Annotated in this window: 18 protein-coding genes; 16 read left to right on the top strand and 2 right to left on the bottom strand. The window is 42.4% G+C overall.

Annotated elements, in window-relative coordinates; translation table 11 throughout:
• Positions 1–626: 626 nt before the first annotated feature.
• The 8 genes from rpmH (at position 627) to noc (ending at position 8,119) form a co-directional block, all read left to right on the top strand.
• Complete coding sequence (rpmH, locus tag AC0OMU_RS21910) at positions 627–761, top strand: 50S ribosomal protein L34 (RefSeq protein WP_003178075.1); 135 nt, start codon at positions 627–629, stop codon at positions 759–761.
• 151 nt (positions 762–912) lie between these two features.
• A complete protein-coding gene (gene rnpA, locus AC0OMU_RS21905) occupies positions 913–1,263 on the top strand; it encodes a ribonuclease P protein component (RefSeq protein ID WP_003242628.1) in 351 nt (116 codons plus the stop codon).
• 144 nt (positions 1,264–1,407) lie between these two features.
• Positions 1,408–2,193: a YidC family membrane integrase SpoIIIJ gene (spoIIIJ, locus tag AC0OMU_RS21900; protein ID WP_010886648.1), complete on the top strand. Its 786-nt coding sequence runs from the start codon at positions 1,408–1,410 to the stop codon at positions 2,191–2,193.
• A complete protein-coding gene (gene jag, locus AC0OMU_RS21895) occupies positions 2,190–2,816 on the top strand; it encodes an RNA-binding cell elongation regulator Jag/EloR (protein WP_015483983.1) in 627 nt (208 codons plus the stop codon). The genes spoIIIJ and jag overlap by 4 nt, the downstream gene beginning before the upstream one ends.
• 310 nt (positions 2,817–3,126) lie before the next feature.
• Complete coding sequence (mnmE, locus tag AC0OMU_RS21890) at positions 3,127–4,506, top strand: tRNA uridine-5-carboxymethylaminomethyl(34) synthesis GTPase MnmE (protein WP_474241569.1); 1,380 nt, start codon at positions 3,127–3,129, stop codon at positions 4,504–4,506.
• Positions 4,507–4,526: 20 nt separating this feature from the next.
• Positions 4,527–6,413 (top strand): tRNA uridine-5-carboxymethylaminomethyl(34) synthesis enzyme MnmG, encoded by a 1,887-nt coding sequence (mnmG, locus tag AC0OMU_RS21885; protein WP_003226825.1) that lies wholly within the window; start codon positions 4,527–4,529, stop codon positions 6,411–6,413.
• Positions 6,414–6,426: 13 nt separating this feature from the next.
• The gene (rsmG, locus tag AC0OMU_RS21880) at positions 6,427–7,146 is read left to right on the top strand and encodes a 16S rRNA (guanine(527)-N(7))-methyltransferase RsmG (protein WP_474241567.1); all 720 of its coding nucleotides are present in this window, start codon (positions 6,427–6,429) and stop codon (positions 7,144–7,146) included.
• 121 nt (positions 7,147–7,267) lie between these two features.
• Positions 7,268–8,119, top strand: coding sequence for a nucleoid occlusion protein (noc, locus tag AC0OMU_RS21875; RefSeq protein WP_003226829.1), 852 nt, complete (start codon positions 7,268–7,270; stop codon positions 8,117–8,119).
• Positions 8,120–8,169: 50 nt separating this feature from the next.
• Here the strand turns inward: noc and AC0OMU_RS21870 are convergent, their stop codons facing one another.
• The gene (locus AC0OMU_RS21870) at positions 8,170–8,610 is read right to left on the bottom strand and encodes a PH domain-containing protein (RefSeq protein WP_181220381.1); all 441 of its coding nucleotides are present in this window, start codon (positions 8,608–8,610) and stop codon (positions 8,170–8,172) included.
• Positions 8,611–8,857: 247 nt separating this feature from the next.
• Between AC0OMU_RS21870 and soj the strand changes: the two genes are divergently transcribed.
• Complete coding sequence (gene soj / locus AC0OMU_RS21865; RefSeq protein WP_003219244.1) at positions 8,858–9,619, top strand: sporulation initiation inhibitor protein Soj; 762 nt, start codon at positions 8,858–8,860, stop codon at positions 9,617–9,619.
• On the top strand, positions 9,612–10,460 hold the full coding sequence (gene spo0J, locus AC0OMU_RS21860; RefSeq protein WP_003226832.1) for a stage 0 sporulation protein Spo0J: 849 nt from the start codon (positions 9,612–9,614) through the stop codon (positions 10,458–10,460). The genes soj and spo0J overlap by 8 nt, the downstream gene beginning before the upstream one ends.
• Positions 10,461–10,498: 38 nt before the next feature.
• Here the strand turns inward: spo0J and yyaC are convergent, their stop codons facing one another.
• Positions 10,499–11,116 carry a spore protease YyaC gene (gene yyaC / locus AC0OMU_RS21855; protein WP_003226834.1) on the bottom strand — a complete coding sequence of 206 codons (618 nt, stop codon included), beginning with the start codon at positions 11,114–11,116 and terminating at the stop codon, positions 10,499–10,501.
• Between the two features lie 467 nt (positions 11,117–11,583).
• On the opposite strand from yyaC, the gene AC0OMU_RS21850 reads away from it, so the two are divergent.
• From AC0OMU_RS21850 to ssbA, 6 genes are all read left to right on the top strand, one after another.
• Positions 11,584–12,600: a YkvI family membrane protein gene (locus AC0OMU_RS21850; RefSeq protein WP_080109064.1), complete on the top strand. Its 1,017-nt coding sequence runs from the start codon at positions 11,584–11,586 to the stop codon at positions 12,598–12,600.
• A gap of 93 nt (positions 12,601–12,693) precedes the next feature.
• Positions 12,694–12,900: a DUF951 domain-containing protein gene (locus tag AC0OMU_RS21845; RefSeq protein ID WP_003226838.1), complete on the top strand. Its 207-nt coding sequence runs from the start codon at positions 12,694–12,696 to the stop codon at positions 12,898–12,900.
• A 50-nt stretch (positions 12,901–12,950) separates the two neighbouring features.
• Entirely contained in the window at positions 12,951–14,954 is a 2,004-nt protein-coding gene (locus AC0OMU_RS21840; protein WP_474241564.1) for a molybdopterin-dependent oxidoreductase, read from the top strand.
• A 126-nt stretch (positions 14,955–15,080) separates the two neighbouring features.
• Complete coding sequence (gene ychF, locus AC0OMU_RS21835; RefSeq protein ID WP_015483981.1) at positions 15,081–16,181, top strand: redox-regulated ATPase YchF; 1,101 nt, start codon at positions 15,081–15,083, stop codon at positions 16,179–16,181.
• A 110-nt stretch (positions 16,182–16,291) separates the two neighbouring features.
• Entirely contained in the window at positions 16,292–16,579 is a 288-nt protein-coding gene (gene rpsF / locus AC0OMU_RS21830; RefSeq protein WP_003236622.1) for a 30S ribosomal protein S6, read from the top strand.
• Positions 16,580–16,619: 40 nt separating this feature from the next.
• The gene (gene ssbA, locus AC0OMU_RS21825) at positions 16,620–17,138 is read left to right on the top strand and encodes a single-stranded DNA-binding protein SsbA (RefSeq protein ID WP_003219228.1); all 519 of its coding nucleotides are present in this window, start codon (positions 16,620–16,622) and stop codon (positions 17,136–17,138) included.
• Positions 17,139–17,151 lie beyond the last annotated feature (13 nt).

The following is a 17,151-nucleotide window of genomic DNA, read 5'->3' as shown; positions in this document are numbered from 1 at the left end:
CTTCCGGCACGTCCCTCCTTTTCTTAGAAAATGGCGTCTTTCTCTGTTATAGAACACAAAAAAAGAGCAAATGGCGCTTACCATTCGTACACATTAAATGTTGAAAACATATAATATAGTAGATAAATAGCTTTTCGACAAATTTCACAACTTGTGGACAACCTTCTACACAAGCTGTGCGAAATCAATCCACAACTTATCCACACTTTGTGGATAAAGAGGAAAGGTAGGATTAGTAATCAAGAGTTAAAACACAAATATAATACCAAAATAAACGAGAGCTTGCAATGGTTGTCACAATCTTATCCACAAAGCGGACAACCTGTTGAAAAAACCTTGTCCACAGGGGTTGGTAATGTGAAAATGTTGTCGATAACCTCTGTGGATACTAAAAAAAGACGAAAAAGATATCCACATGCGTGATTTCAGGGGCAAATTGTTTGGATTTGTCTTTTTTCCGTAAAATTAAGGAATCTAAAAAATAAGGTTTCGAAAGTTGAAAAGGTATGGTATCCTATTATGGTTGCAAGAAATAAAAGCACTAGTGAAGTTGACAATGAATAGGTAACGCAAATATAATAAGTAAGACTGTCTTTAACAGCTATTCCTCGAGGGAGGTGTCATAAATGAAAAGAACATTCCAACCGAATAACCGTAAACGCAGCAAAGTTCATGGCTTCAGAAGCCGTATGAGTTCAAAAAACGGTCGTCTAGTTTTAGCACGCCGTCGCCGCAAAGGCAGAAAAGTATTATCAGCTTAGGCCACTGAATAATGTCAGTGGTCTTTTTTCACGTTATGGGAAAAGATAGATGTGATGCGTAATGAACCGGGGCATGCTTCCTGGTTCAGATGCATCTCATGTTCATAATAAATTTTAAAAGTTTCTGCCAGCCAGTATCGGAGTGAGTCATTTGAAGAAGCGAAATCGTTTAAAGAAAAATGAAGATTTTCAAAAAGTGTTTAAACATGGGACATCAGTTGCAAACCGCCAGTTTGTCTTATATACGCTTGATCAGCCTGAAAATGATGAACTGCGTGTCGGGCTTTCCGTCAGCAAAAAAATTGGCAATGCTGTGATGCGAAACCGGATCAAACGTTTGATTCGGCAGGCCTTTCTTGAAGAGAAAGAGAGACTGAAGGAAAAGGATTACATCATTATTGCCAGAAAACCGGCGAGCCAGCTGACATATGAGGAAACGAAAAAAAGTCTGCAGCATCTATTCAGAAAGTCTTCATTATATAAGAAATCTTCGTCAAAGTAGGCATCACCACTGCTTTCTTACAACTTTTAAAAGCGCTTCCTTTCTGGTTGATCAGAAAAAGACACCATTTAAAACTGAAAGATGCTAAAATACATACAAGTATGCTTTGCAATAAAAGAGTGTAAAGATTAATTATAGGAGGAAATGTTGTTGAAAAGGAGAATAGGGTTGCTATTAAGTATGGTTGGCGTATTCATGCTTTTGGCTGGATGCTCGAGTGTGAAAGAGCCGATCACTGCAGATAGTCCGCATTTCTGGGACAAGTACGTAGTATATCCATTGTCTGAGCTCATTACGTATGTAGCGAAATTGACGGGAGATAACTACGGGCTTTCAATTATTCTAGTTACCATTTTAATTCGTTTATTAATTTTACCGCTGATGATTAAGCAGCTGAGAAGTTCGAAAGCGATGCAGGCTTTACAGCCGGAAATGCAAAAGCTTAAAGAAAAATACAGCTCAAAGGATCAAAAAACGCAGCAAAAGCTTCAGCAGGAAACAATGGCTTTATTCCAAAAGCATGGTGTCAATCCATTGGCGGGATGTTTCCCGATTTTGATCCAGATGCCGATTTTAATTGGATTCTATCATGCGATCATGAGAACCCAGGCGATTTCAGAGCATAGCTTCTTATGGTTTGACTTAGGAGAAAAAGATCCTTACTATATTCTTCCTATCGTTGCCGGTGTCGCTACATTTGTTCAGCAAAAACTGATGATGGCGGGCAATGCGCAGCAAAATCCGCAAATGGCGATGATGCTTTGGATTATGCCAATTATGATTATCGTATTTGCGATCAACTTCCCGGCGGCTCTTTCTCTTTATTGGGTAGTCGGTAACTTATTTATGATTGCGCAAACTTTCCTCATTAAAGGACCTGATATTAAAAAAAATCCTGAGCCGCAAAAAGCCGGAGGAAAGAAAAAGTGAGGAATGTGACTGCTGCAGGGCGAAATGTCGATGAAGCAGTACAGTCCGGATTGCAAGAGCTGGGATTAACGAAGGATAAGGTAGAAATTACTGTTATTGAAGAGGGAAACAAAGGATTTCTCGGTATTTTCGGTAAAAAGCCTGCGATCGTAAAGCTGGTTGAAAAGATTGATCCGATTCAGCAAGCGAAGTTATATCTTCAAACGATCGCCGAAGCCATTGCCGGGAAGTCTGATGTGACTGTTCAAGAAAGCAAAAAGACAGTGAGATATCATATAACAGGTGAAAAGGCAGCTTTGTTAATTGGGAAAAGAGGACAAACCTTAAACGCCCTTGAAACTTTGACACAGCTTGCCCTTAACCGTTATCCAGGCCAATATAAAAATGTGACGGTGGATGCAGAAAACTATCGTTTGAAAAGAAAAGAAACCCTGAGCCAGCTGGCCATCAAGCTTGCAGACCAGGTTTTGAAAACGAAAAAAGCAGTTCAGCTCGAACCTATGCCATCCAGTGAAAGAAAAATCATTCACGATACTCTTTCTGGATATGCAAACCACCAGATCAAAACATATTCAATGGGTGAAGGCGAAAATCGTCATCTCGTTATTTCCCATAAAAGATAGCATAAAACCGAAGTCCGATAAAAATTGGATTTCGGTTTTTTTGTATCCGAAAAATCTACTTTTCCTAGTAATATCAAGGTTTTGCCGTTTAAGTTTTTTCTTTTTAGGTGTATCCTGTTGATAAAAAGGAAGTTCAGGAAATAAAATTAATTGTTATTCACATGTGGATAAGTTAAAGTAATAAGGGACGAATTTCTATTTCTGTGGATAACAAATCTTCCACTTCGAACCAAACTATGTTATCTTTTAGTTTTGGCATAATAAAAATTTTTTTATATAGATGAAGTATAAGTAAAGAGAGGTGAACAACATGGATACAATTGCGGCAATTTCCACACCGATGGGAGAAGGCGCGATTGCGATTGTACGGTTGAGCGGACCAGAAGCCATTCAAATCGCAGATAAAATTTATAAGGGACCGAAGGGGAAAACACTCAGCTCGGTCGAATCACATACGATTCATTATGGTCATATCGTAGACAGACCTTCGGATCGTGTCGTTGAGGAAGTAATGGTATCAGTGTTAAAAGCGCCGAGAACTTTTACACGAGAAGATGTCATTGAGATTAACTGTCACGGGGGAATTGTGACTGTGAACCAAGTGCTTCAGCTTGCATTGAGAGAGGGAGCGAGACTGGCAGAGCCTGGTGAATTTACGAAACGTGCGTTTTTAAACGGTCGAATCGATCTTTCACAGGCGGAAGCAGTTATGGACTTAATCAGAGCAAAAACGGACCGGGCAATGAACGTTGCTATGAATCAAATGGAAGGGCGTCTTTCTGCTTTGGTGCGCCGTTTGCGCAGTGAGATTTTAGAAACACTGGCCCATGTTGAGGTGAATATCGATTATCCGGAGTATGATGATGTAGAGGAAATGACGCATCAGATTTTAGTTGAAAAGGCAACCGCCGTGAAAAAGGAAATTGAGGCGCTGCTGAGGACTTCTGAGCAAGGAAAAATCTTACGTGAAGGTCTTTCTACCGTCATTATTGGCCGGCCAAACGTAGGGAAATCATCTCTTCTGAACAGCCTCGTTCATGAGGCAAAAGCCATTGTAACCGATATTCCCGGAACGACACGGGATGTAATTGAGGAATACGTAAATGTAAGGGGCGTCCCGCTTCGTCTGGTTGATACAGCAGGTATTCGTGAAACCGAGGATATTGTTGAGCGAATCGGTGTTGAACGTTCTCGCCAGGTTCTAAAAGAAGCGGACCTGATTTTACTTGTGCTTAATTATAGTGAAGAGCTTTCTGAAGAAGACGTGAAGCTTTTTGAAGCCGTTGAGGGCATGGATGTTATCGTGATTTTGAATAAGACTGACCTTGAGGCGAAGATTGACACTGAACGTGTCCGTGAGCTTGCCAATGGACGTCCAGTTGTTACGACATCTCTTTTAAAAGAGGAAGGCATCAATGATCTGGAAGAAGCGATTCAATCGCTGTTCTACACGGGTGCCATTGAAAGTGGGGATCTGACTTATGTCAGCAACACGCGTCACATCTCTATTTTACAGCAAGCAAAACGCGCCATTGAAGATGCGCTTAGCGGCATCGAACAGGATGTCCCGATCGACATGGTGCAAATTGACCTTACAAGATGCTGGGAGCTTTTAGGGGAAATCATTGGAGAGTCTGTCCACGAAAGCTTAATTGATCAGCTCTTTTCACAATTCTGTTTAGGAAAATAATAAAAGGAGGAACTAGAATCATGGGGTATGAAGCAGGCCAATACGATGTGATTGTGATTGGCGCCGGGCATGCCGGTGTTGAGGCTGCCCTCGCATCTGCACGCCAAGGCGCCAAAACGCTTGTCTTGACCATCAACCTAGATATGGTTGCATTTATGCCATGTAATCCGTCTGTCGGCGGCCCCGCAAAAGGGATTGTCGTCCGTGAAATTGACGCGCTCGGCGGAGAAATGGGAAGAAACATCGATAAAACGCATATTCAAATGAGAATGCTGAATACAGGAAAAGGTCCTGCGGTTCGTGCATTGCGTGCGCAAGCAGACAAATTCCAATATCAGCACGAAATGAAAAATACGCTTGAAAAAGAACCAAACTTAACATTGCTGCAAGGAATTGTGGAGCGGCTGATCGTTGAAGACGGCGAATGCCGAGGCGTTATTACACAAACCGGCGCACATTATCGTGCGAAAGCAGTTGTCATGACGACAGGGACATATTTAAGAGGACGTATCATTCTTGGCGATCTGTCTTACTCAAGCGGCCCGAATAACCAGCAGCCTTCTATTAAGCTTTCTGAGCATTTGGAGGAACTTGGTTTTGACCTTGTTCGTTTTAAAACAGGTACGCCGCCTCGCGTTAAAAGCGACACGATTGATTACAGCAAAACGGAAATTCAGCCTGGTGACGATGTCCCTCGCGCTTTCTCATATGAAACAGTGGAATATATCACAGATCAGCTCCCTTGCTGGCTGACATATACAAGCCCTGAGACACATGAGATTATTGACAGCAACCTTCACCGTTCACCGATGTATTCCGGTATGATCAAAGGTACGGGCCCAAGATACTGCCCATCCATTGAAGATAAAGTTGTCCGTTTTAATGATAAACCGCGTCACCAAATCTTCCTTGAGCCGGAAGGCAGAAATACACAGGAAGTCTATGTCCAAGGTTTATCTACAAGTCTTCCAGAAGACGTACAGCAAAGAATGCTTGCAACGATTCCTGGACTTGAAAACGTACAAATGATGAGAGCCGGCTATGCGATCGAGTATGATGCAATCGTACCGACACAGCTCTGGCCGACACTTGAAACAAAAAAAATAACAAACCTTTACACTGCAGGCCAAATTAACGGAACATCCGGTTATGAAGAAGCTGCGGGACAAGGCATTATGGCAGGAATCAATGCAGGACGAAAAGCGCTTGGAAAAGAAGAAGTGATTTTAAGCCGTTCTGACGCTTACATTGGTGTTCTGATTGATGATCTTGTGACAAAAGGAACCAATGAGCCATATCGTCTTTTGACATCACGTGCTGAATACAGATTGCTGCTTCGCCACGACAATGCTGATTTGCGTCTGACAGAAATCGGACACCGCATTGGATTGATTTCTGATGAGCGCTATGCGGCTTTTGAGAAGAAAAAAGCGGCGATCGAAGCGGAGAAAAAACGTCTTCATTCTGTAATTATCAAGCCGTCTCCGGAAAATCAAGAATATATCCGTTCTCTTGGCGGAAGCGAATTGAAAGACGGAGTTCGCGGCACAGACTTGATGAAGCGTCCTGAAATGAACTATGAAACAGTCACAAAACTGGCGCCGCCAGAAGTGCCGGTTCCTCAAGACGTGGCAGAACAAGTAGAAATCCAAGTGAAATATGAAGGATATATTGAAAAATCTCTTCAACAAGTGGAAAAACTGAAGAAGATGGAAAATAAAAAAATTCCAGATCGCATTGATTATGACGCAATTAAGGGGATTGCGACCGAGGCGCGTCAAAAACTGAAAAATGTACGGCCTTTGTCTGTTGCCCAAGCTTCCCGCATTTCCGGTGTAAACCCGGCGGACATTTCAATTCTATTGGTGTATTTAGAGCAGGGACGCATTGCGAAGATAGCCGAATAGAAAGGATGACGGCATGAATATTGAAGAATTCACTTCTGGTTTGGCGGAAAAAGGGATCTCCCTTTCTCCCCGTCAGCTGGAGCAATTTGAGCTGTATTACGACATGCTGGTTGAATGGAACGAAAAAATCAATCTGACTTCAATAACAGAGAAAAAAGAAGTGTATTTAAAGCATTTTTATGATTCCATTACAGCTGCTTTTTATGTCGACTTCAATCAGGTGAACACGATTTGTGATGTTGGAGCGGGAGCGGGTTTTCCAAGTCTGCCGATAAAAATATGCTTTCCGCACCTCAATGTCACAATCGTGGATTCACTGAATAAACGGATCACGTTTTTAGAAAAGTTATCTGAGGGTTTGCAATTGGAGGATACAACATTCTGCCATGACAGAGCTGAAACGTTCGGGCAACGGAAAGACGTGCGTGAAAGCTATGATATTGTGACGGCGCGAGCAGTTGCGAGATTATCTGTTTTGAGTGAGCTTTGCTTGCCTCTGGTGAAGAAAAACGGTTTATTTGTTGCTTTAAAAGCCGCATCAGCTGAAGAAGAACTGAATGCAGGCAAAAAAGCAATCACGACGCTTGGAGGAGAACTTGAGAATATCCATTCTTTTAAGCTGCCTATTGAAGAAAGCGATCGTAATATTATGGTGATACGCAAAATAAAAAATACACCTAAGAAGTATCCAAGAAAACCAGGAACTCCTAATAAATCGCCAATTGAAGGGTAATTTAGACAGCCTGATATGACAATACCATCATATTTTCATCAAAATTGATGGATGTACAGCAGGAAAAACCATGAGAAAATAGAATTATAAAAATGGCAGTTTTTAAAGGTGGTGTAGGTACATGAAGCATTCATTCTCTCGTTTCTTCGGGCTTGGTGAGAAGGAACAGGAGCCGGAGATTGCTGAACATGATACAAACAAAGAAGAGATTCTGGAAATACCGGTAAATGCTATCGTTCCCAACCGTTTTCAGCCACGCACCATTTTCTCAGATGAAAAAATCAAAGAGTTAGCAATGACCATTCATACACACGGCATTATTCAGCCGATTGTTGTTAGGCATACAGAAGAAGAAGGCCAATACGAACTCATTGCAGGTGAAAGACGCTGGAGAGCGGTGCAATCGCTTGAGTGGGAAAAGATTCCGGCAATTATTAAGGATTTTTCCGACACGGAAACCGCTTCTGTGGCGTTAATCGAAAACTTGCAGCGGGAAGAACTGTCTTCTATTGAGGAAGCGCATGCTTATGCTAGGCTGCTTGAGCTGCATGATTTAACACAGGAGGCACTCGCACAGCGCTTAGGAAAAGGGCAGTCTACAATCGCGAATAAGCTTCGGTTATTAAAGCTGCCTCAGCCGGTCCAAGAGGCGATTATGGAGAAGAAAATCACCGAGCGCCATGCCAGAGCACTGATTCCGCTGAAACAGCCTGAGCTCCAAGTCACACTGCTCACAGAGATTATTGAGAAAAGTTTAAATGTAAAGCAGACGGAAGACCGCGTGGTGAAAATGCTGGAGCAAGGCCAGAGAAAGCCAAAGCCGAGACGCAAAGCATTCAGCAGAGATACAAGAATTGCGATGAACACGATTCGCCAGTCACTATCAATGGTGGAAGACAGCGGTGTAAAATTGAATACGGAAGAAGAAGAATTTGAAGAATATATTCAATTAACGATCCGCATACCAAAATAGAAGCTCTCCTGAAAAGCAGGAGAGCTTTTTATATTTTTAATAAAAGGTAATCACTTACTTTTAGTGAATATTATTATATTAGAATTCTTTTCTTTGAGCTTGTGGATAAACTCTTCAGATTTTTGCGGTGAAATCACTGCATGTCCCCATCCCCCCTGATAATATATCGTGATGGCATGGCGAGAGCCGATCAGACGAAAACCTGACCACAGCTTCTTTTTTTGAACCACTTTTTCGATTTTTTCGTAAGGAATTTGATGTTTGATCAGTCCGGCTTTAATGATCAGGTGGTGCTCCTTCAATACATATTTCAGGTCAATAAAGCTCCAAATGATGAGTCCATTTAAAAGAGTCAGCAGAATAAAAATGATCCAGCCGGAAACTCTCATATTTCCCAGCACAAAAGGAACAATGGCATCTGCTTGTATCAGTAATATGAGAAACACAATCATCAGCGTAACGGGTACATCTCTCTTCGTTTGATAAATCATTTTCTCACCATCCTGTTTCCACGTTCTGTACTGTGACTTCTTCTTTTTTTCTTTAAGAAATTCCTTTTTTAAGTCAAAAAAACATAGAAATTGCAGAATTTATAAGAGAAAGCATAAAGCGTGCTTGAATTTTCAATTATTTCCCTTCTGATTCGGAACAAAATGATGAAAAAAATGAAACGCTTTAATCTTTTTTTGATAGAATAGAAGCAAGATAGTACATGTTCATGTGAAAGTAGGTGACATCGTGGGAAAAATCATAGCAATTACGAACCAAAAAGGCGGGGTCGGCAAAACAACGACGTCTGTCAACCTTGGGGCATGTTTGGCTTACATAGGGAAAAGGGTTCTGCTGGTAGATATTGATCCGCAGGGAAATGCGACAAGCGGATTAGGGATTGAAAAAGCCGATGTAGAGCAGTGTGTGTACGATATTTTAGTAGATGATGCAGATGTAATAGATATTATTAAAGCAACGACAGTAGAGAACTTGGATGTGATTCCTGCGACGATTCAGCTTGCTGGGGCTGAGATCGAGCTGGTTCCTACAATATCAAGAGAAGTGAGATTGAAGAGAGCGCTTGAAGCAGTAAAGCAAAATTATGATTATATTATCATTGATTGTCCGCCGTCATTGGGCTTGCTGACGATTAACGCCCTTACTGCCTCGGATTCCGTTGTGATTCCTGTACAGTGTGAATATTATGCCTTGGAGGGTCTCAGCCAATTATTAAATACAGTACGTCTTGTGCAAAAGCATTTGAATACTGATTTAATGATTGAAGGTGTATTGCTGACAATGCTTGATGCACGGACAAACCTTGGCATTCAAGTGATTGAAGAGGTTAAAAAGTATTTTAGGGATAAAGTATATAAGACAGTTATTCCGCGTAATGTCCGTCTGAGTGAGGCACCGAGTCACGGAAAACCCATCATTTTATACGATCCGCGGTCAAGAGGTGCGGAAGTATATTTAGATTTAGCAAAGGAAGTGGCTGCGAATGGCTAAAGGCCTTGGAAAAGGGATTAATGCGTTATTTAATCAGGTGGATTTGTCTGAAGAGACAGTTGAAGAAATTAAAATTGCCGATTTACGCCCTAATCCTTATCAGCCAAGAAAACACTTTGATGACGAGGCATTAGCTGAACTAAAAGAATCTGTGCTGCAGCATGGCATTCTTCAGCCGCTTATCGTCAGAAAATCTTTAAAAGGCTATGATATTGTTGCGGGTGAACGGCGTTTTCGAGCGGCAAAGCTGGCAGGTTTAGATACAGTGCCGGCCATTGTCCGTGAATTATCAGAGGCGTTAATGAGGGAAATTGCTTTATTAGAAAACCTTCAGCGTGAAGATTTATCTCCGCTTGAAGAGGCTCAGGCATATGACTCCTTGCTGAAACACTTAGATCTCACGCAAGAACAGCTTGCCAAACGTCTTGGGAAAAGCAGACCGCATATTGCGAATCATTTAAGACTGCTGACACTGCCAGAAAATATTCAGCAGCTTATTGCCGAAGGTACGCTTTCTATGGGACATGGACGCACGCTTCTTGGCTTAAAAAACAAAAATAAGCTTGAACCGCTTGTACAAAAAGTCATTGCGGAGCAGCTTAATGTTCGCCAGCTTGAGCAGCTGATTCAGCAGTTAAATCAAAATGTTCCACGTGAAACAAAGAAAAAAGAACCTGTGAAAGACGCGGTTCTAAAAGAACGGGAATCCTATCTCCAAAATTATTTTGGAACAACAGTTAATATTAAAAGACAGAAGAAAAAAGGCAAAATCGAAATTGAATTTTTCTCTAATGAAGACCTTGATCGGATTTTAGAGCTTTTGTCTGAACGAGAATCATAAATGAAAAAACCATCTTTCAAACGAAGATGGTTTTTGTTTTATATGCGCCCAGTGAGCCTTTGCAGCGGGTTAATGCGTTCTTGCCTCCACTCTGTCCGATCTGTTAAACTCAAACCTTCCGCTAGAACATTTGCCATATTCATGACCAAGTTGAGTCTAGTGTTTTGTAATACAAAATATTCCATGAAACCGCTCACATTCACGATTCCGTTAATATGAAGATCTCCCACTTCAGGAAGGTCTTTTTGTACACCGGCTCCGGGCTTTAATGGCCCGTCCCCGATTTGAAATGAACCCACACTCTTAACGCGGCCTAAGCATGCATCGACTGCTATAACAAATGGGTTTTTATGTAATTTATGAATGTCATTGATTTTATCCTTCATGTTCACAGCATGGACGGGGTCAGATAAGGTTCCGTAGACATGGAATCTGGTGAGCTGCATCTGTTTGAGTTTCATTCCTACGAGCGGGCCTAATGAGTCACCGGTTGAACGGTCTGTTCCGATACAAACCACGACAATTGGTTTGCCGGCAGCTTTACGTAAGGATGAAGAAAGGATGGTTTGGATTTGTTTTGCCGCTGCAGCATCTGTATGTGAAACATATTGCTTTACTCGTTCCTGAGAGGAAAAAAGCCCGCCTTTTCGATTCATGGGTTTCACTTCCTTGTTATAGTAGGTAACGGAATTGCTATGGTGTGTGTGTAGTTATGTAAGGTTGTTTACAGTATATCCAGCAGTATGATTTTTTATGCTTTGTGTATGGCACCGGAGATTTTAAAAAAAGTAGAGGGCATGATATGAATGGTTAGTGGGTGAATTACAAGTATTGTCCCCCATTGCCTCGATCATGATCAAGCAATGGTCTGCTTATGAAACACTTGAATAGGTAGGAATGGTTAGAAAAAAGTGAAGAGTGAAGTTCACTTCTTCATTCCGCGCGGACAAACAAATAAATATCTCTTTTTAGACTGCCTCCATTAGCAGTCTTTTTTTATGTGTATTTCGTATGATAATTCCACCTTGTATTTAAATGTCTATGAAAATATGGCATGTTTGCTTTCTTTTATTTATATAGTAACAATAACGGGAACAAGCTGAACTTTGTCTATGAGGTGATAGTGTTGTGGAGAGCCGGAATGAAGTGGATGCTGCTCATATTAGGGAGCCTGATCGGGGCCGGATATGCGAGCGGTCAGGAGATATGGCAGTTTTTTGGGGCGGAAAGCGGACTTGCTATTGTGCTGTTTACAATTATGTTCATTTTCTCGTCTTATATTGTGATGAAAATCAGTTTTAAAGTTCAATCCACTCATTTTCTGCCGGTTCTGGAGCATTTAATGGGGCCATGGCTGGCGAAAATTTATGATGTCCTCATCATTTTTTATTTGTTTTCGACGACTATGGTGATGATTGCCGGAGGCGGTGTGACCCTGCAAATGTACAAGCTTCCTTTCTGGTGGGGAATCGCGCTGATTTGCATCGTGACAGTGTGTTTGTTTTTGTGGGATGTGAAAGGAATATTATCTATAAATAGTATTTTGATTCCTGTGTTAGTAGCGGGGCTTTTATATGCGTTGATCTCCTTTCAGAGCACACATCACCATACGTGGACGATTGATTTGTCTCAGCAGTATAACTGGCCTGCGAGCATTACGTTTACCTCTTTAAACATCCTTTCAGTTGTTGCGATTTTATCCTCTGTTGGGAAAGAGATGAAAGGGCTCGGAGAAGCAAAAATCGCAAGTGTGGCAAGCGGTCTTATTTTTGGCGTGATCTCATTTGTTTATAATGAAACGTTGGTGGAGCTGGCGGGCTCCCTTTCTCAGTTTGAAATACCGCTGTTTGCCGTTCTGGAGGGTGCGCCTTATTTCCTTTTTTTATGTATGACGGCGGTGCTGTGCCTGGCGATTTACACGACGACGGTAGCTGGTTTGCTGGGGCTGTCCAGCCGGCTGATGGCGTTTATTCATATGCCTAGATGGATGATTGTGTTGATTTTGTTAGTGTTAATGGTACCTTTTACTTCTTTCGGATTTTCTGATTTGATCGCGTTCTTGTATCCGATATATGGGATGCTCAATTTGTATTTGTTAGTTTGTCTGCTCTTATATCCTATTTTGAGTAAATGGAAATAAGAGGATGGATTTCTTTTCGGGTATCTTGATTGCTCTTATGATCAGTTTTTTTGTACAATAGATACAGCAGTTTAGGAAAAGAGGTGAAGGGTCTTGGCGGATAAAGACTTTGGCCTGAATGATATCGTAGAAATGAAAAAACCGCATCCATGCGGAGCGAACAGCTGGAAAATTATACGCATGGGAATGGATATTCGAATTAAGTGTGAGGGATGCTCTCACAGTGTTATGATTCCGAGAAGAGAATTTGAAAGAAAACTAAAAAAAGTACTAGTCAAGCATGAGGAGCCTACTTCATAAATAGGCCGACACTCATGCTTTTTCATATAGAAGGTAAGGAGTAGACGGCGATGAGCAAAGTGCATCAGTCGGCATGTCCGCTGAATTGTTGGGACAGCTGCGGCTTTTTGGTGACTGTTGATGATGGAAAGGTAACAAAAGTGGACGGAGATCCCAACCATCCGATTACGGAAGGCAAAATCTGCGGCCGCGGCAGAATGCTTGAGACAAAAACAAACTCGCCTGATCGGCTTCGCTATCCAATGAAAAAACAAAATGGCGAGTTTGTGCGGATTTCTTGGGAGCAGGCACTTGATGAAATTGCCGACAAACTTCGGGAAATCAAGGAAACGTCGGAGACGACTGCTGTTTTGCACAGCCATGATTATGCGAATAACGGTCTGTTAAAAGCGCTTGATCAGCGTTTTTTTAATGGATATGGCGGCGTGACTGAAATCGTCGGAAGCATATGCTGGGGCTCCGGCATCGAGGCGCAAAGCTGGGATTTTGGCCGTTCGTACGGGCACGGCCCGCTTGATATTTACAACAGCAAGCATGTTGTTGTGTGGGGAAGAAATGTATCAAGAACAAATATGCACTTATACCATCACTTGCAGCAGGTGAAAAAGAAGGGCGCCACGATTACGGTGATTGATCCGATATTCAATCCGACTGCCAAGCTTGCCGACCGCTATATCTCTGTAAAGCCTGGAATGGACGGCTGGCTTGCGGCAGCCGTTTTGAAGGTTCTGATTGAGACGGGAAGAACGGATGAAACGTTTATTTCTGAGCATTCTGTCGGTTTTGATGATGTGAAAGAGCTTTTGAAGACCGTTTCTCTGGAAGAGTTTATTGTGAAAACAGAAACTTCTATGGAGGAGCTGGAGTATTTGGCTGGTTTGTATGCTGATGGTCCGGTGTCTACTTTTATGGGGCTTGGCATGCAGCGATATAAAAACGGCGGGGAAACGATTCGATGGATTGATGCACTTGTTGCGGCAAGCGGAAATGTCGGAATTAAGGGCGGCGGCGCGAATTTCGGAAATGTCCAGATTGGTGAGAGCTTTGCAAAAACAAAGCTGACGCTGCCGGAATTAAAAACAACATCCCGTTCTTTTTCAATGATGACACAGGCTGAAGAAGTGTTGACCGCTGCTGATCCTGCGATTGAGATGATTATTGTGACGTGCGGAAATCCGCTGACTCAGGTGCCGAATACAAATAAGGTGAGACAAGCTTTTGAAAAGGTTCCAATGACGGTCGCGATTGATTCCATTATGACGGATACCGCAAAGCTGTGTGATTATGTTTTGCCGACTGCCACTGTTTTTGAAGAAGAAGATATCTACTATTCCAGTATGTATCATCATTATGTTCAGTACGGGAAGAAGCTTGTGGAGCCGCAGGGTGAAGCGAAGTCGGACAGCTGGATCTGGTCAGAGCTTGCAAAACGTCTTGGGTTTGGCGAGCTGTTTGAATACAGCACTCAAGAATTTTTAGAGATGGGGCTTTCTTCATTGGAAGCAGAGGATGTGACACTTGAGCGTTTAAAAGAAAAAGGCCACCTCCCTCTTCCAGTAAAACAGGTGCCGTGGAATGATTATCAGTTTTTGACGCCGAGTGGAAAATTTGAATTTACTTCGTCGCTAGCTGAGCAAAAAGGATTTAGCGGCTCGCTTCAATTAAATGTGCCCGAAGAATCTGTTTTCCATAATGAGGAGTTAGCTGGAAAGTACCCTTATACGCTCTTATCCATTCATCCGCAGCGTTCCAATCATTCACAGCATGTGCCGTTTATTGAAAAGCTTCAGCACGTTCAGGTCGATATTTCTCCAGATATAGCGGCTGAGCAGGATCTTCAGGATGGAGACGAAGTTGTTATCTTTAATGACCGCGGACGCTTGAAGGGCAAGGTGAAAGTGATGAAGCAGGCTCATGCGAAGACGATTAATATAGATGAAGGCATGTGGGCGGCTTTTGGAGGGTCAGTCAATGCACTGACAAATGATACAAATTCTGATAATGGAATGGGAAGTACGCTTTTTGACTGTTTAGTAGGCTTGAAAAAAGCATAATCAAAGGGATTGGCAGGCTGAAAATGCTTTTTTGTCAGCTTGTCTTTTCCAGTGAACCTCCTTATAATTGCTCTAGGTTCAAAATACGTTCATACAATGACGGTTTTATATAGAGGAGATGAAAGAATGGCTTTAACAGCTGGAATTGTTGGTTTGCCGAACGTCGGAAAATCAACACTATTTAACGCAATTACACAGGCCGGTGCCGAATCAGCCAACTACCCGTTCTGTACAATTGATCCGAACGTGGGAATTGTAGAGGTACCGGATGATCGTCTGCAAAAGCTGACTGAGCTGGTCAACCCGAAGAAGACTGTGCCGACTGCTTTTGAATTCACTGATATTGCAGGGATTGTAAAGGGCGCATCTAAAGGAGAAGGACTCGGCAACAAGTTCCTATCTCATATTCGCCAAGTTGACGCGATTTGCCACGTTGTCCGTGCTTTTTCCGATGACAACATTACACACGTTTCCGGAAAGGTTGATCCGATTGATGACATTGAAACGATCAACCTTGAGCTGATCCTCGCTGATATGGAAACGGTTGAAAAGCGGATTACACGCGTCAGCAAGCTTGCGAAGCAAAAAGATAAAGACGCTGTATTTGAGTTTGAGATTTTATCTAAACTGAAAGAAGCGTTTGAGAGTGAAAAGCCTGCTCGATCTGTAGAATTCACTGAAGAGCAGCAAAAGCTTGTGAAGCAGCTCCATTTACTGACTTCGAAGCCTATTTTGTACGTGGCCAACGTAAGTGAAGATGAAGTTGCTGATCCATCTGGCAATGAAAATGTAGCGAAGATTCGCGAGTACGCTGCCGGCGAAAACGCAGAAGTTATCGTTGTTTGTGCAAAAATCGAATCTGAAATCGCTGAGCTTGAAGGCGAAGAAAAGCAAATGTTCTTGGAAGAGCTGGGCATTCAAGAATCAGGTCTTGATCAGCTGATCAAAGCGTCTTACTCTCTTCTCGGCCTCGCAACATATTTCACAGCCGGAGAACAGGAAGTCAGAGCTTGGACATTCAAAAAAGGCATGAAAGCCCCTGAGTGTGCAGGAATTATTCATAGTGACTTTGAGCGGGGTTTCATTCGTGCTGAGACAGTTGCTTATGAGGATCTTCTTGCGGGCGGCGGCATGGCAGGAGCTAAAGAGGCAGGAAAAGTCCGTCTTGAAGGAAAAGAGTATGTGGTTAAAGACGGAGATGTTATTCATTTCCGATTTAATGTATAGGATGCAGTTGTAAAGGAACAAGAGCTTTGGTATAATATAAAATTGTGAGTAATAGAATTATTGCTCCTTGCCCATTATGGGCCGCTTAGTCCAAAAGGAGGTGCAAACAGATGAGAAAGTACGAAGTTATGTACATTATCCGCCCAAACATTGACGATGAGTCTAAAAAAGCAGTTATCGAGCGTTTCAACAACGTTCTGACTTCTAACGGTGCGGAGATCACTGGAACAAAGGATTGGGGTAAACGTCGTCTTGCTTACGAAATCAACGATTTCCGCGACGGTTTCTACCAAATCGTAAACGTTCAATCTGACGCTGCGGCAGTTCAAGAATTTGACCGTCTAGCTAAGATCAGTGACGATATCATTCGCCACATTGTTGTTAAAGAAGAAGAATAAGCAATTTTGAAATATATAATGGTAAAAGGTGGTCTTTCTTATGCTTAACCGAGTTGTATTAGTCGGAAGACTGACAAAAGACCCAGAGCTTCGTTATACGCCAAACGGTGCGGCTGTTGCTACGTTTACTCTTGCTGTGAATCGTACATTTACGAACCAGTCCGGAGAACGTGAGGCCGATTTCATTAATTGTGTCACTTGGAGAAGACAAGCCGAAAACGTTGCAAACTTCTTGAAAAAAGGAAGCCTTGCAGGCGTAGATGGCCGTTTACAAACAAGAAACTATGAAAACCAGCAAGGACAGCGTGTCTTCGTGACAGAGGTCCAAGCTGAAAGTGTTCAATTTCTTGAGCCGAAAAACGGCGGCGGTTCTGGTTCAGGTGGATACAACGAAGGAAACAGCGGCGGAGGCCAGTACTTTGGCGGAGGCCAAAATGATAATCCATTTGGGGGAAATCAAAACAACCAGAGACGCAATCAGGGGAACAGCTTTAATGATGACCCATTTGCCAACGACGGCAAACCGATTGACATCTCGGATGATGATCTTCCATTCTAATGTGATTATCGCC

It is taken from the genome of Bacillus sp. FAU18, from assembly GCF_056033885.1.
The sequence above is the reverse complement of the archived record's forward strand: the minus strand, read 5'-3'. Positions and strand labels throughout refer to the sequence as shown.